Source organism: Loktanella sp. Alg231-35, assembly GCF_900143545.1.
Lineage (GTDB): Bacteria > Pseudomonadota > Alphaproteobacteria > Rhodobacterales > Rhodobacteraceae > Yoonia.
Genome location: NZ_FREV01000004.1, coordinates 524,441 through 540,590, shown reverse-complemented (window position 1 = coordinate 540,590; position 16,150 = coordinate 524,441). Strand labels below are relative to the sequence as shown.

12 protein-coding genes are annotated in these 16,150 nt (G+C 58.4%); 7 read left to right on the top strand and 5 right to left on the bottom strand.

Annotation, left to right across the window (positions count from 1 at the left end; all coding sequences use genetic code 11):
• Positions 1–24: 24 nt before the first annotated feature.
• Genes DHN10_RS12575 through selD form a run of 5 tightly spaced genes read left to right on the top strand, consistent with a single transcriptional unit; the run spans position 25 to position 6,757 of the window.
• Positions 25–681, top strand: coding sequence for an ABC transporter ATP-binding protein (locus tag DHN10_RS12575; protein ID WP_108815646.1), 657 nt, complete (start codon positions 25–27; stop codon positions 679–681).
• Positions 678–3,062: an FtsX-like permease family protein gene (locus tag DHN10_RS12570; RefSeq protein WP_108815645.1), complete on the top strand. Its 2,385-nt coding sequence runs from the start codon at positions 678–680 to the stop codon at positions 3,060–3,062. Before DHN10_RS12575 ends, DHN10_RS12570 begins: the two co-directional genes overlap by 4 nt.
• Positions 3,052–4,080 (top strand): lipocalin-like domain-containing protein, encoded by a 1,029-nt coding sequence (locus DHN10_RS12565; protein ID WP_108815644.1) that lies wholly within the window; start codon positions 3,052–3,054, stop codon positions 4,078–4,080. Before DHN10_RS12570 ends, DHN10_RS12565 begins: the two co-directional genes overlap by 11 nt.
• Positions 4,073–4,630: a pyridoxamine 5'-phosphate oxidase family protein gene (locus DHN10_RS12560; protein WP_108815643.1), complete on the top strand. Its 558-nt coding sequence runs from the start codon at positions 4,073–4,075 to the stop codon at positions 4,628–4,630. The genes DHN10_RS12565 and DHN10_RS12560 overlap by 8 nt, the downstream gene beginning before the upstream one ends.
• A gap of 24 nt (positions 4,631–4,654) precedes the next feature.
• Positions 4,655–6,757 carry a selenide, water dikinase SelD gene (gene selD, locus DHN10_RS12555; RefSeq protein WP_108815642.1) on the top strand — a complete coding sequence of 701 codons (2,103 nt, stop codon included), beginning with the start codon at positions 4,655–4,657 and terminating at the stop codon, positions 6,755–6,757.
• Here the strand turns inward: selD and mnmH are convergent.
• Entirely contained in the window at positions 6,738–7,790 is a 1,053-nt protein-coding gene (gene mnmH / locus DHN10_RS12550) for a tRNA 2-selenouridine(34) synthase MnmH (RefSeq protein ID WP_108815641.1), read from the bottom strand. The genes selD and mnmH overlap by 20 nt on opposite strands.
• Positions 7,791–7,876: 86 nt before the next feature.
• Between mnmH and DHN10_RS12545 the strand changes: the two genes are divergently transcribed.
• Positions 7,877–10,099: a hypothetical protein gene (locus tag DHN10_RS12545; RefSeq protein WP_108815640.1), complete on the top strand. Its 2,223-nt coding sequence runs from the start codon at positions 7,877–7,879 to the stop codon at positions 10,097–10,099.
• Positions 10,100–10,140: 41 nt separating this feature from the next.
• Entirely contained in the window at positions 10,141–12,066 is a 1,926-nt protein-coding gene (locus DHN10_RS12540) for a hypothetical protein (RefSeq protein WP_108815639.1), read from the top strand.
• Here DHN10_RS12540 and DHN10_RS12535 read toward each other — a convergent pair.
• Genes DHN10_RS12535 through DHN10_RS12520 form a run of 4 tightly spaced genes read right to left on the bottom strand, consistent with a single transcriptional unit; the run spans position 12,063 to position 16,083 of the window.
• Positions 12,063–12,443, bottom strand: a complete 381-nt coding sequence (locus DHN10_RS12535) for a VOC family protein (RefSeq protein ID WP_108815731.1) — start codon at positions 12,441–12,443, stop codon at positions 12,063–12,065. The genes DHN10_RS12540 and DHN10_RS12535 overlap by 4 nt on opposite strands.
• 60 nt (positions 12,444–12,503) lie before the next feature.
• A complete protein-coding gene (locus DHN10_RS12530) occupies positions 12,504–13,292 on the bottom strand; it encodes a metallophosphoesterase family protein (protein WP_108815638.1) in 789 nt (262 codons plus the stop codon).
• An 11-nt stretch (positions 13,293–13,303) separates the two neighbouring features.
• Entirely contained in the window at positions 13,304–14,896 is a 1,593-nt protein-coding gene (serA, locus tag DHN10_RS12525; RefSeq protein WP_108815637.1) for a phosphoglycerate dehydrogenase, read from the bottom strand.
• A gap of 47 nt (positions 14,897–14,943) precedes the next feature.
• Entirely contained in the window at positions 14,944–16,083 is a 1,140-nt protein-coding gene (locus DHN10_RS12520) for a phosphoserine transaminase (protein ID WP_108815636.1), read from the bottom strand.
• Positions 16,084–16,150: the final 67 nt, after the last annotated feature.

Genomic DNA, 16,150 nt, shown 5'->3' with positions numbered 1-16,150 from the left:
TCCAGTGTCAAAGGACCCGCGACCATGCTGCTACACGTCAAAGATATTCACAAAACCTACCACACCGCAGACGGACCATTTGATGTCCTGCGCGGCATTGATCTGACACTGGACGCAGGTGAAACGCTCGCGCTGACTGGCGAGTCGGGCAGTGGCAAAAGCACCTTGCTGCACCTGATCGGCGGGCTGGATACGCCGGATGCCGGTCAGATCGTTTTGCAGGATCGCGATATCGCCACGCTGGACGACACCGCGCGCGCGGCATTGCGCCGGGGCACAGTGGGCGTCGTCTTCCAACAGTTCAACCTGATCCCAAGCCTGCGGATTTCTGACAACATTGCATTTCAGGCCCGGCTTGCCGGGCGGCATGACCCGGCGTGGATCGCGACCCTAACAGATCGCATGGGCCTTTCAGCGCACCTGTCGAAATATCCCGAACAGCTCTCTGGTGGACAGCAGCAAAGGGTTGCCATTGCGCGCACTTTGGCCCCAAAACCACGGCTTGTTCTGGCGGATGAACCGACAGGCAACCTTGATGAGGCGACGGCGAGCACCGTCATGGATCTGATGCTGGAACTTGTCTCAGAGGCAGGTGCGGGCCTTTTGATGGTCACCCATTCCCAAGCACTTGCGGGCCGCATGTCACGTCGTTTGCACCTCAAGGCGGGTCGTGTGGCATGACCAAGGCCACGCTTCAGGCGCTGTTATCGCATTGGTGGCGCAATCCTTTGCAGCTTTTCACCCTGCTCGCGGGGCTGGCGTTGGCAACTGCCTTGTGGTCCGGCGTACAGGCCGTGAATGCCGAAGCTCGGGCCAGCTATGATGCTGCCGCCGCGACCTTGGGTGAGGGACAATACGACCGTCTGGTGCGCCGTGATGGGCAGCCGATCGCGCAAGATACCTACGTTACGCTACGCCGCGCGGGCTGGCTGGTGAGCCCTGTCGTGCAGGGCCGTCTGAATGGGGTGCGTATTGTCGGGGTCGAGCCGCTGACAGCGCCTAGCGGCATTGGCCCGGTCGCTCCGCAAGAGGGAACAGATGTCGTTAGTTTCCTGACTGGCGATGGCCAGCTTTTCGGCACGGCGGAAACTGCCTCAAGATTGCCGGACTATGCATTTGTCATCACGCCAGAGGCCGCACCGGGCACCGCTGTGACTGACATCGGCGTGGCCCAGCGCCTGCTGGGCAAGCCCGAACAGATTGACACCCTGATCGTGCTACCCAGCCAGCCGATGGGCCGAGCGGCGCTTGCTGATGTTGCGCCTGATCTGATGCGCCAGTCAGCGCAGGGGGGCAGTGATATTGCCCGGCTCACAGATAGTTTCCACCTCAATCTGACGGCCTTCGGCCTGCTGTCCTTTGCCGTTGGTATCTTCATCGTCAATGGGGCCATCGGTCTGGCTTTTGAACAACGCCGCCCCGTGGTGCGGACCTTGCGGGCGCTTGGCGTGCCGTTACGCCGTCTGATTGTGTTGATGGGGGCGGAGCTGATGCTCTTTGCGCTGGTTGCGGGGGTGGTTGGAGTGGCGCTGGGCTATGTGATTGCAGCGCTCCTCTTGCCGGATGTGGCGGCGACCTTGCGCGGGCTATATGGCGCGGATGTCTCGGGCAATTTGCAATTGCGCCCGGTTTGGTGGCTCTCGGGGCTGGGTATCGCGCTGGGCGGCACAGCAATTGCGGCATGCGGTGCGCTTTATCAATTGGCGCAAATGCCCCTGCTGGCCGCAGCCCAGCCGCGCGCCTTGGCCATGGCGGCTGGCAGGCGCGCGCGGGTGCAAGGTCAAGTGGCTTTGGCGTTGCTGGCCATCGCTGGGGTCCTGATGTTCACCGCCAACGGCCTGATCAGCGGGTTTGTCCTGCATGCGACCTTGCTGATTGGCGCGGCTTTGGCGCTGCCGTTGGTGCTGGACCGGGTGCTGGCCGGGCTAAGCAGTTTGGCCAAGACAATGACAGCGCAATGGTTCTGGGCGGATACGCGGCAGCAACTGCCGGGATTGTCACTAGCGTTGATGGCGCTTTTGCTGGCGATGGCGGCCAATGTTGGTGTTTCGACGATGGTGTCGAGCTTTCGTCTGACCTTCACCGATTTCCTCGACCAGCGGTTGGCGTCAGAATTATACGTGCAAGTCGAAGACGCCGCGCAATCGGACGCATTGGTTGCATTCGCCGGCCCGCGCACAAATGCCATTCTGCCGATCCAGAGCACAGAGGTGACAATCGCAGGCCAAACGACCGAAGTTTTCGGCACCCGCGACCACGCCACATATCGGGACAATTGGGTACTTCTGCAAGCTGCGGCATCGGCGTGGGACAGCACATTTACCAACGACACGATCCTGATCAACGAACAACTGTCCCGCAGGGCAGGTTTGGATGTCGGCGATCTGGTTCAGGTACAGGGACAGGATTTCTCAATTGCTGGCGTCTATGGCGACTACGGCAACCCGATTGGTCAGGCAGTGATTGGCGAAGATGTATTTGCGATATTGTTCCCGGACGTGATCCCGCAACGCTTTGGTCTGCGAATGGATCCGGCAGCGGTCCCCGATTTTGTGAAGGAACTGGAGCAGGCAACGGGCATCCCGGCCGCGCAATCGGTGGATCAGGCGCGGATCAAGGCGATTTCCCTGGCGATTTTTGAGCGTACATTCACAGTGACAACGGCGCTGAACGTACTCACGCTGGCCGTGGCAGGCTTTGCCATTTTGATGAGCTTGCTGACGCTGGCCACCATGCGTGTCCCGCAACTGGCGCCCGCGTGGGCGATGGGCATGACACGCCGCCAACTGGGCAAGTTGGAACTGCTGCGTGCGATGATGCTGGCGGTTTTGACGGCGATTGTTGCATTGCCGCTTGGTCTCGCATTGGCTTGGGCGTTGCTGGCCGTAGTGAATGTCGCGGCTTTCGGGTGGCGGTTGCCGATGTATCTTTTCCCGTTGGATTATGTCCGGCTGGGCCTTTTTGCGTTGCTGGCAGCTGCATTGGCCGCCCTCTGGCCTGCGCGCCGTCTGGCCCGCACGCCACCTGCTGATCTGCTCAAGGTGTTTTCGAATGAACGTTAGGATGCTGCTTCTTTTGTGCTGGATGCCAGTCGCCATGCAGGCGCAGGGCTTTGCCGGTTTGGGCACGCAGGCTGAGGGGTTCAGTGTTCCGCAGCCGGGCCCAGTGTTTGATTTTCCAACAGATCACGGCCCGCACAACGACTACCGCATTGAATGGTGGTATCTGACGGCCAACCTCAAAGCGGCGGATGGCACGGAATATGGCCTGCAATGGACCCTCTTTCGGTCTGCGCTGGCACCTGAGGCAGGGGCAGGCTGGACGGCGCCACAGCTTTGGATGGGGCATGCGGCGGTCACCACACCGAACGATCATTACGTCAGCGAAAGGTTTGCCCGCGGCGGCATTGGACAGGCGGATGTGATAGCCGAACCCTTTGCGGCATGGATTGATGACTGGGCGTTGCAAGGCGATTGGGCGACCATGCAAATGCGTGCGAGCGGGCCCGAGTTTGCCTATGACATGGCGCTAACAGCAGAAGGTCCACTGGTTTTTCACGGTGCCGATGGGTTCTCGGTGAAATCAGCGGCAGGGCAGGCGTCTTATTACTATTCGCAGCCTTTCTTTGCGATTGAAGGCACGCTGCAACTGCCTGACGGCGATATTGCGGTCACCGGAAACGCCTGGCTGGACAGGGAATGGTCGTCACAGCCCTTGGCCGACAATCAGACCGGTTGGGATTGGTTTTCGTTATCTTTTGATGATGGGGCCAAGCTGATGGGGTTTCGCCTGCAACAGACAGATGGGGCGAATTTTACATCTGCCACATGGATCAACCCGCAAGGTGAAACGACCCCCTACAGCGATGGTGCGCTGGAGGCTTTCCCAATGGCATTTAACGACGCAGATGTGCCAGTTCGGTGGCAGGTTACCTTGCCTGACAAGGGCGTTGACGTCACGGTGGCAGCGATCAATGACAATGCATGGATGACGACATCGGTGCCCTATTGGGAAGGGCCGGTGACAGTGAGCGGCAGTCACAGCGGTGTCGGGTATCTGGAGATGACAGGCTATGACTGAGTGGTTTGAAACAACGCAAGGCACATGGGACGCGCTATGGGCCACATTGGCCCGAGGCGTTGCTGATGCCGATCATCCTGCGCGCAGACCTACTTTTGCGACCGTGTCGTCTGACGGTTGGCCAGAAGCCCGCACAATTGTGTTGCGCAGCGCAGATCCGCAGGCAGCAGAGATCACGGTGCATACCGATCTTTTCTCTGACAAGATCAAGAGCCTGACCAAGACACCACGTGCGGCCTTGCATGTCTGGGACGAAAGCCAGCAGTTGCAAATCAGGCTTCAGACCGAGGTGAGCATCCAATCGGGCGCGAAAACCAGCGCGCTCTGGGACAAGATCCCCGATCATGCGCAGCAATCCTACGGGGTGACGCCGTCGCCAGGTACGGTGATCGATGGTGCGCTGGGTTACCTAAAAGAACCGGATCCCGCGACATTTGCCCTACTCATCTGCCGGGTGATGCATGTGGATGCGGTGCATCTGGGTGCCGTGCATCGGAGGGTCAGTTTTTCACGGGCGCGTCATTGGGACGGGCAGTGGCTTTCCCCCTGACGCATGCGCGGCTAGAACACTTGCATGAATACGTTTCCCCTTACCCGTGATCTGGTTCTTATCGGCGGTGGTCACACCCATGCGCTTTTGCTGCGCAGTTGGGGGATGAACCCGCTGCCCGGTGTCCGCGTGACGGTGATCAACCCCGGCCCAACGGCCCCCTATTCGGGGATGTTGCCCGGTTTTGTTGCAGGCCACTACACACGGGGTGAGCTGAACATTGATCTGGTAAAACTGGCCCGCTTCGCGGGCGCGCGGATCATCAATGGCTATGCAACGGGGATCAACACAACAGCGCAGACGGTGACAGTCGCGGGACGCCCGCCCATTGCTTATGATGTGGCGGCGGTTGATGTGGGCATCACGTCGGCCATGCCCAATCTGCCCGGCTTCAAGGCGCACGCGATCCCGGCCAAGCCCCTTGGCGCCTTTGCATCGCGGTGGGACGCGTTCCGCGCAACCGCTCGGACGCCGTATGTCGCGATCATCGGCGGCGGTGTTGCGGGGGCAGAGCTTGCGATGGCTATAGCACATGCACTGCGCGATCAAAGCCCGCATGTGAAACTGATCGACCGCAGTACTGTACTGACCGCATTGGGGTACAAAGCGCGTCAAAAGATGCTCGCCGCCCTGACCGCGTTGGAGATTGAGATTATCGAAGACGCCGAAGTCACAGAGGTGTTCGCCGAGGGTCTCGTTCTGCGCGATGGCCGCACCATCCGCAGCGATTTCACAACCGGCGCCGCAGGGGCCAAACCGCACGACTGGATTGCGGCAACCGGGCTGAAGCTGCATGAAGGGTTCATCAACGTCGATGCCAACCTGCAATCCAGCGCGCCAGAGGTTTTTGCCGTCGGCGATTGCGCCCACCTGAGCCATGATCCAAGATCCAAGGCCGGGGTTTACGCGGTGCGCGAAGCTCCGGTGCTGTTCGACAATCTGCGGGCCATTTTGTCAGGCGCGAACTTGCGCCCGTACAAGCCCCAGCGTGATTATCTCAAACTGATCTCACTGGGACAAAAATCCGCTCTGGCTGAAAAGTTCGGCACGGCGCGCGAAGGCCCGCTGTTGTGGAAATGGAAAGACCACATCGACCGCAAGTTCATGGATCAGTTCGCCGATTTGCCACAGATGCAGCCGCCGAAACTGCCACGCACTGTCGCGTTGGATGTGGCGGAAACCCTGGGTGACAAACCAATGTGCGGCGGTTGCGGTGCCAAGGTGGGTCGGGCGACCCTGCAGCATGCCTTGGCCGATCATTTTGGCGATGACGCAGGTGAGGTCCAGAAAGGTCAGGTGATGAGCACCGACCATCTGCGTGCTTTTACCCATGACCCGGTGATCATGACCCGCATCGCGGCTGTTCACGCGCTGGGCGACATCTGGGCCATGGGCGCCAAACCGCAGGCAGCCACCGTCAGCCTGATCCTGCCGCCCATGCAGACCGCATTGCATGAACGCACATTGGTCGAGATCATGACGACAACCGCCGACGTGATGCGTTCAGCCGGTGCCAAGATCATCGGTGGGCATACCTCGATCGGGGACGAATTGACCATCGGTTTTACAGTGACCGGCTTGGCCAAAACGCCGATCACCCTGGCCGGCGCCAAACCCGGTAACCGATTGATCATGACCAAACCCATCGGCAGCGGCACGATCCTGGCCGCTGAGATGGCCGGGAAGGCCGAAGGTGCGGATGTCATCGCCTGTCTTGAGCAAATGGCGCAGGATCAGGCGAAAGCGTCGGAGATACTGGGCAAAGCCCGTGCCATGACAGATATCACGGGGTTCGGGTTGGCCGGGCATTTGCGCGGGATCTGTGATGCATCCGGTGTGGGTGCGACACTCGACCTTGCGGCCATCCCGTTCATGGCAGGTGCACAGGCGCTGTCGGACAAAGGCGTGCGTTCAACTCTCTTTGCTGACAATCAGATAGGTGCGGGGCCAATCGACGGGTCTGCGCCTGATCTTCTGTTTGACCCGCAGACGGCAGGTGGTTTGCTTGCCGCTATTCCGGCCAAAGGGGCTGATGAGGTTTTGCAGAAACTGCAGGGCGCCGGTTACCCGGCCGCGCTGATTGGTGAAATCACAACAGGGTCTGGGATCAAGACCCGCGTAACATAGCCGCGATCTGATCCGCAGTCCGGTTTTGGCCGTCCGCGTCCAGCGTGTTTGTTGTGATCTCCCCCAATACGTCACGCTCTGCGATCTTACGGGATTTGGCATAGGTCGGGTCGTAATGTTCTACCATTAAGGCCTTTGACAATTCCACCAATGCGCCCGCCTTTGACAGGGCAATCCAATTATCGACCACCTCATGGCCGCGCAGGCGGCGTAGTGGGGTCAGCTTTTCAGCGACCGCGACCGGGTCAGAGATCACCTCGCGATAGGCCTGAGCCAGATAGATTGCGCGTGCATCAATCGGGGCTTGTACGACGATCCGGGGCGCGGTCGTCATCACGGCCCAGACGGACACAGGCAGTGAAATGCGACCAATCTTGCTGCTTTCGGCCTCGATCACAACGGGGCGGTCCGGATCACAACGCTGCAGGGCGACAGCCAATCGCGTCTCAAAACCCTTCTGCGCGGGCTGTCCGCCAGGCCGCGCGCCCAACAGCGACCCGCGATGATGCGCCAGTTCTTCTAGATCAATCACCTGAACGCCGCGGGTTTTTAGCCGTGACAGCAGCTCCGTCTTGGCGGTGCCTGTATACCCATCCAACAGAACAAAACGATGCGGCAGCGGATCATCATAAAGATACGATTTCACCTTGCGGCGAAAACTGGTGTAGCCACCCTTGATGGTCTCAGCACGCCAGCCAATCTCGGACAGCAAGGTGGTAAACACGCCGGAACGTTGCCCACCACGCCAACAATAGACCAAAGGACGCCACGCCCCGTCCTTGTCGCGCAAGGGACCGTCAATGTGATCGGCGACATTGCGCACGACCATACCTGCACCCAGCTTGCGGGCATCAAAGGCACTGACCTGTTTGTAGATCGTACCAACCTCGGCGCGTTGCTCATTGGATAAGGCAGGCAGGTTGACCGCGCCGGGCAAATGATCCTCGGCAAATTCCGCCGGAGAGCGGACATCGATCACGGTATCAAACCCGTGGTTGAGGATTGCGGAGAGCGAAGTGAACTGCTGTGGCATGCCCCTGCTTACGGGTGGGTGGGTGTGGTGACAAGCGGGCGATCAAGGGGATTGTCACATTTGTAAATCCCGCCTAGCGTGTGTGCATGGTTAAAGAGTTTCCGGCGCGTATTACAAAGTGGTCAGAGGTTCAGGCACTTATCGATGATGATCTGCTGACCCCGGCTGAGATGAAAATGATAGCAGCTGCGCAAGAGGGGCGGGTGGCCGAGATCGGTGATGCTGTCCCGGCGCCTAACACCGAGATTGTCAAAATACGTGCGGCGCTGCTTCGCTACATGATGCTAGGTGGATGTGCTGACTACGATATCGAAGCCGCCGGTGTGCAAATCTACGGCGCTTGGATCGACGGGTCTCTGGATTTGAACTTTACGAAAACGAAGGGGCCAATCGCGCTCATCCATTGTCTTGTTCCCGAACAGGTTCAGCTTTTGCAAGCTAACCTGGCGGCACTGTCGCTTATTCGCACAAAATTGATGGGTGGACTAAATGCGCAGGGCGCAAAGATTGCAGGCGGCATTTTTCTGGAAGAGGCCGAGATACAGGGAGAATTCTGCCTCGCCGCTGCTGAAATTGGCGGTCAGCTCGATTGCGAAGGTGCAAAGATAAGAAACGCTGGCAGCAACGCGCTGAATATTCAAAACGCCAGCATAGCCGTTAGTGTTTTGCTAAATCGTGCTGACATTCTTGGAGCTGTTTTGTTGTCGGGGGTAGAGATTGATGGCCCGTTGACAGGCGCAGGTGCCAAACTGCGGAATGCAGATGGTTATGCATTGAACGCTAACGGAGCGCGGATTGCGGGAAACGTCGTCTTGCGTCGGATTCAAGCCGAGGGAGAGGTGGTCTTTGCCGGGACCAAACTTGGTGGTCAGCTTTCCTGTGTGGACGGAAGATTGCAGAACAAGGAAGGCAGGGCCCTGAACTGTCAGGGCGCGCGCATTAATCAGGACGTGTTTCTCGATGGCATTTGCACTAATGGCGAATTGAGCCTTGCCAGTGCCGAAATTGGTGGACAGTTGTCTTGCCTCAAAGCGAGCCTGACGAATGAAACGCGCACCGCCCTCAACGCGCAAGGCGTCAGGATCGCGAGTAGTGTGTTCTTCAACGAGATGGAAACAAATGGTCAGGTAAACCTGATGAGCAGTAAGATCGAAGGACAACTGTCCTGTCGCAAGGCGGAATTCCGCAATCAAGGTGGTATCGCTCTCCATTTACAACGCGCCCAGATCAGCAACAGTTTTCATTGGCGCGAGGTCAAAAGAGTTGTCGGATCGGTCGATCTCAATTCGGCGCATGTCGCGGATCTGGTCGATGACCCGGCAAGCTGGGCAAAGTGCGAAAGACCAGTGCTCGCCGGTTTCACCTATGACATCCTTCACGGCACTACGGACGTAGAAGAACGCTTGAGTTGGCTAAGCAGGGGGTCAATCTGGAACGGTTCATTTCATCCTCAACCTTACGAACAGTTATCCAAAATACTGCGCCGCAGCGGCCACAATGTTGAGGCCCGCGCAGTACTAGTTGCTAAGGAAAAGGCGCAGCGAAATGCCACCCGGTTGCATTGGCGCGGTGAGCGGAAGCTGAGGCGGCAATTCCGGTGGTTCAGTTTGGGACTGGTCGCAGATGGCCAAAAGAAACTTGGCCGGATATTCGAAGAAACGCCTTCAACAACTGAGTTGGTCGGCGTCATAATGAAACGTTTCGATCTGTTTCACGGCAAGGCAAAGGACAACGCGCCAAAAAAGTACGAGCACGCGAAGACAACTGATCTTGCCCGTAACCTAGCCCAACAGGACTTTCGCAACGAACAGCTATTCCGCGCCCTTCGGCTCCGCTTCCGCATTGGTCTACATTGGTGTTGGGATAAGTTGCTCTCTTTTACGGTCGGGTATGGCTACAAGCCGCAGCGTAGTGCCTATGTTCTAGGCGCTTTGATCCTGATCGGTGGCACACTTTCACAATTGGCCTGGGATGGGGGTGATTTCGCTCCGAACTCTGATGTGATCCTTGATTCAAATGATTGGCAAACGCTTGCAACGGCACGCGAGACCTATTCAAATCCCGCACAAACATGGTCAAACCAAAACGAGCGCGGCCAAGACTACGCTACTTTCAACGCGGTGTACTACGCTATCGACATTGTGGTTCCGATTATCTCGATCGGGCAAGAAGCCGCCTGGGCCCCTTCAACCAACCGTGGTGCTTGGGGGTGGTGGCTGTGGCTCGCCAATCCGGTTCTGACCCTGTTGGGCTGGATTGTCACGGCCATTGGTGCCGCTGCGGTCACAGGTGTTATTCGAAAGGACTGACACCCATTGCGAGCGATGCCTGCGGCCCCTAGCGTGAGGTCATGAATTACGAAGACTTGCACCCAATTACCACTTGGGCCCAAGTGGTGCAGCTGCGCGAAGATGACCTGCTGACCCCCGCAGAGCGGCTTTTGCTTGGCGCCGCCCAATCGGGGACCACCGCGCAGATCGGGCGGGCCGTGCCGAACCTTAAAGCACCAACGGTTCTGATCAGGGCGGCTTTGCTGCGCTATCTGATTCTGGGGGGATGCAAGGATTTCCCTACGCAGCCCTCGGGCGTCACCGTCAATGGGGCCTGGATCGGCGGCACGCTCGATCTGAGCTATACGACAGCGCGCGGCCCTGTTGATTTCTTCAACTGCGCCTTTCCAAACCAGCCGCAGATGCAGCAATTGCAAACTGATGGGTTAACGCTGGTCAAATGTAACCTGAAGGACGGGATTGATGCAGCGCGCATTCAGATAAAGGGAAACCTGACGCTGAATGGCAGCCGGATTGACGGCAAGGTTTCGCTTTCCGGCAGTGTGATCAACGGGCATTTGTCCTGCACCCATGCCAGATTGCGCAATGAGGGCGCTTCGGCCTTCAAAGCGCAAGGCATGAAGGTTGCCAGCAGTGTCCTGTTTGGAGAGACGACGGCCAATGGGCTGGTCAGCTTTCTGGGCGCGCAGATCGGGGGGCAGCTGGTGGCCACTCGCGCGGCTTTTCACAACCCCGAAAACCATGCGCTGAACTGCCAGAGCACGCAGGTCCGGGGCGATGTTTTTCTTCGCGAGGCGACGACCGATGGCGAGGTCAGCTTTATGGGGGCTGAGATCAACGGTGTGCTGGATTGCGGCCATGCAACATTGCGCAACCCGACTGGCTCTGCGCTAAACGCCCAACGCCTGATGGTCCGCGAGGGGTTTATCTGGCGGCGGTTGAATAATGTGACCGGCGCGGTTGATCTGACCTCGGCTCATGTGGGCGATCTTTGGGATGATCCCGAAAGCTGGGCACAATGCGGCAGGCTCTATCTCAGCGGGTTCATCTATGATGTCCTGCACGGCAGCATCAAGGTTGTCGACCGTCTGGCATGGCTGAAAAAGGGTGCGGTGTCGCAACGCGAGTTTTACCCGCAACCATACGAACAATTGGCAAAACTCCTGCGTGACACAGGACACCGCTCTGATGCCCGCACGATCATGGTGGCCAAGGAACAGGAACAACGCAAAGCCTCGCGCGCGCGGTGGCGGCGCGAAGCGCAGTGGCGCGGAGCACTGCTGGATGCAAGCCGGAGCCCGGCAGAGGCACGGGCCCAGGCGATTGCGTCATTGGCAACGCGACGCCCCAACGATCCCAATGTCGCTAGGCTAGCGATGCTGCATCCTGTTGATGAAACGACGCTGAATGTGGCCCCGCTCACGCTGGACTATGCGCAACAACAGTTTCGTGGAGAACAGCGATGGCACAATATCCGCGTGTTCTGGCGCAATCTGGGAAGTCTGATCGCGGATCGGGTTTTTGGCGTTGTTGTCGGCTATGGGCATCGGCCCGAGCGCAGTTTCTACATGCTGCTGACGCTGGTGCTAGTCGGCTGGTTTCTGGCAGACAAATCATGGGAGGCGGGTGATTTTGCGCCAACCGCTGGCCCTGTGCTGATGTCTGACAGCTGGCAGGCGCTGGCAACAGATCCGCAGATAGCGAACCCCGCGCAGGTCTGGTCTGACAAATACATGCGCCCCCCTGATGGTATGCCCGTGCTGACCGCTGGCCGCGATTATGAGACATTTCATGCAGTGGCTTATGCCGTCGATCTGGTTGTTCCGCTGGTATCGCTGGGGCAAGAGGCGGCATGGGCGCCCTCCACTACACGCGGCCCTTGGGGGCAGTGGTTGTGGTGGGTACGCTGGTGGTTGATTGTCTTGGGTTGGATTGTCACCGCGATTGGGGCGGCGGCTGTTACGGGGGTGATCCGGCGCGATTAAGGTGCGTGGCACACCGCTTCGATGTTGTGCCCATCGGGATCAAGCACGAAGGCTGCGTAGTAATCGGCGTGATAATGCGGGCGCAGACCGGGCGGTCCGTTGTCAGTGCCGCCTGCGCTGATGGCTGCTGCATGAAAGGCGTCAACCTCGGCCGTGCTATTGGCCTGTAGCGCGATATGCATCATGCCCGTTGTGGCGTTTTCCTCGGCCAACCAGAACCAAGGGCGATCGTCGCCATAGCCTGTAACTTTGACGCCATTGGTGTGTTCGGTTGGTATATCAAACAAGCGCGTGACACCCAAAGGGGCAAAGGCCTGATCGTAGAAAGCCGTTGATCGCGCGAAATCAGTGATGCCAAAGGTGATGTGGTCGATCATCTGCAATCCTCCACCCACAAGGTATTTGCCCATGGGGCAAGATGCAAATGAGGGTGCGGATCAGGACGTTAGCGTTACGCGGCCCTGATCAGTCAAAAGCCAGCAATCACTTCCTTCGAACACGGCGGGGATCAGTGGATTGCCGTAGCCCGCTCCGCCATCCAGATCGATGCGGTTGCCAAAATGCTGCGGATGGTCCAGCGCCGTATGGCCATGCACGATCAGCTTGCCAAAGTCGTGGGCGCTGTCCAGAAATCCATCTCTGATCCAGATCAGGTCTTCGGGGTCTTGTTGCGCAAGCGGGATGCCTGGGCGTAGGCCTGCGTGGACGAACAACAGATCGTCGGTCTGGTGCCAGAGCGGCAAAGCGTCCAGAAAATCCAGATGTTCTTTAGGGACGGTGGCGGATGCTAATTGGTGCAGGGCGTTTTTGTCGATCCAGCTGGTTGGTCCTTCGAAATGGGCCAGTCTTTCAACATCGGGCTGGCTGTGCGGCGCGAAATGCATCTCGCCGATTAGCCCATATGATGCCAATGTCGCAGACCCGCCCAAGCGCGGGTTTAGCCAACTGATCCCCGATGCCACACGGGGGTCATGTTCGATACCGTGGCGGACGAAGTTACTGAACAACCGGTCATGATTGCCCTTTATGAAAATCCAGTTCCGGCCTGCATCACGACCTATCATCAATGTTTCAACCACGGCCCGGCTGTCCGGGCCGCGATCTGTGTAATCCCCCAGAAACACCACCTGCGCATTCGGGCCACCGTCTGCCGTGATCAATGCAAGCGCATGATCCAGCATCTCTTTCTGGCCGTGAATATCGCCGATGGCGTAAATGGGGGTCATCGACGCGACACCTATACGTTGAAGGTCAGCGGCTTGACTTGCTGGAACAACCCGGTGTCCTCAAGCGCCTTGATCGCTGCGGCAGGCGCAGGCCCATCGACATAGAGCAAGGCAATCGCCTCGTCCTTCGCCTCGGAGCGGCCAAGCGTAAAGTTCGCGATGTTTACCTCATTGGCACCCATCGTCGTACCCAAGGTGCCGATGATACCCGGCACGTCTTTGTTGGTGGTGTAAACCATATGCGCGCCGACCTCTGCATCAATGTTGATGCCCTTGATCTGGATAAACCGTGGCTTGCCGTCGCTAAAGACGGTGCCACCAACCGAACGCTCGCGCTTGTCGGTCACCACTGTCACCTTCACGTAACCTTCGAACGCACCGGATTGATCTTGCTTGGTGGTCGATACCCTGATCCCGCGTTCCTTGGCGATCACGGGCGCGCTGACCATATTGGTGTCAGGGTTCGCTTTCGTCATGATCCCGGCCACGGTGGCCGCTGTAAGTGCTTTGAGGTTCATCTCGCTGGCTTCACCGTCAAACAGGATATTGATCGCCTTGATCGGCTCATCCGTCATCTGCCCAATGAAATTGCCCAGATGTTCAGACAGCTTGATCCACGGACCCATGACCTTGGCTTCTTCGGCTGTGACCGACGGCATGTTCAGCGCGTTCTGCACCGCCCCGGTCAGCAGGTAATCCGACATCTGCTCGGCCACTTGCAGCGCTACGTTTTCTTGCGCCTCGGTTGTCGCGGCACCCAAGTGAGGGGTCACAACGACGTTGGGCAGGTTGAAGAGCGGGCTTTCGGTCGCAGGTTCCACGGCGAAGACATCAAAGGCAGCCCCAGCAACATGACCGGAGTTCAATGCCTCAGCCAAAGCTGCTTCATCGACCAGACCGCCACGTGCACAGTTCACAATGCGCACACCCTTTTTCAGTTTGGCGATGTTTTCCTTAGACAGAATGTTCTTGGTCTGATCGGTCAAAGGCACATGCATCGTGATGAAATCAGCGCGGGCCAGTAATTCGTCTAACTCGACCTTCTCAACGCCAATGTCCACGGCACGTTCTTCTGACAGGAAGGGATCATAGGCGACAACCTTCATCTTCAGGCCCTGCGCGCGGTCAATCACAATGGACCCGATGTTTCCGGCACCGATCACGCCCAGTGTTTTGCCAGTCAGCTCAACCCCCATAAAGCGGGACTTTTCCCACTTGCCTGCATGGGTCGAGGCGTTGGCCTCGGGGATCTGCCGCGCCACAGCCATCATCATTGAAATCGCGTGTTCAGCGGTCGTGATCGAGTTCCCGAAGGGCGTGTTCATCACGATGATCCCCTTCTTGGAGGCAGCAGGGATATCGACGTTGTCGACCCCGATGCCTGCGCGTCCAATGACCTTGAGATTTTCGGCCGCCGCAATGATTTTCTCGGTCGCTTTTGTGGCCGACCGGATGGCGAGGCCATCATATTGGCCGATCACTTCCAACAGTTTGGCTTTGTCTTTGCCAAGGTCAGGCTGGAAATCCACATCAATGCCGCGATCCTTGAAGATCTGTACAGCAGCGGGAGAGAGTTTGTCAGAGATTAGTACTTTGGGGGCCATGTTGCCGCTCCTTAAGAAAATGTCGTGTAGGGTGGGTGAAACCCACGTTATGCGTTGATTTCAGCCTCAAACGCCCATTCCAGCCATGGCAACATGGCCTCAATGTCGGACGTCTCGACCGTGGCACCACACCAGATCCGCAACCCAGCTGGGGCGTCGCGGTAAGCGCCGATATCAAGGGCGATCCCCTCGGCCTCCAGCCGTTTTGCAACGGCTTTGGCAAAGGCGGCCCCTTCAGTGATGCGGTCATCGGTAAACTTCAAGCAGACCGATGTGTTGGACCGCGTCGCCGGATCAACCGCCAGATTGTCGATCCATGGCTTCTCAGCACAGAAATTCCAGATAGCGCGCGCATTGGCGTTCGCCCGGTGCATCAACGCATCCAGGCCACCAATCGAGCGGCCCCACTTGAGCGCAACGAGATAGTCCTCAACCGCCAGCATGGACGGCGTGTTGATCGTGGCCCCTTCAAAGATGCCTTCGATCAACTTGCCACCTTTGGTGAGGCGAAAGATTTTGGGCAGGGGCCATGCGGGGGTATAGCTTTCCAGCCGTTTAACGGCGCGAGGCGACAGGATCAGCATGCCATGCGCTGCTTCACCGCCCATCACTTTCTGCCAAGAGAATGTGGTCACATCCAGCTTGTCCCATGGCAAATCCTGCGCAAACGCAGCAGAGGTCGCATCGCAAAGCGTCAGACCAGCACGATCAGCGGGGATCACATCACCCGACACAACACGCACGCCAGAGGTGGTGCCATTCCATGTAAAGCAGACATCATTATCATAGTTCAGCGCCGCCATATCGACGATCTCGCCGTATTCAGCGGTATGTGTGGTCGCGTCGATCTTGAGCTGTTTGACCACATCGGTCACCCAGCCTGCGCCAAAACTTTCCCACGCGACCATTTGCGCGGGGCGTTCGCCCAAGAGCGACCACATCGCCATCTCAAACGCGCCGGTATCGGATGCAGGCACGATGCCGATGCGATAATCAGCAGGTACGCCCAAGACGTCGCGGGTCAGATCAATCGCTTCGGCCAACTTGGCCTTGCCCACGGCAGCGCGGTGCGACCGACCCAAAGGGGCGTCGCTAAGCAGATCAAGTTTCCAAACGGGGGGTTTGGCACAAGGGCCAGAAGAAAAACGCGGATTGGCCGGCCGCGTCGCCGGTTTAGTCGTAACCATCAGTGGTATCCTCACAGATATTCGCCCTTCGTTGGGGAAGGGTGTCCCACGGAGGGGGATAGAGCGC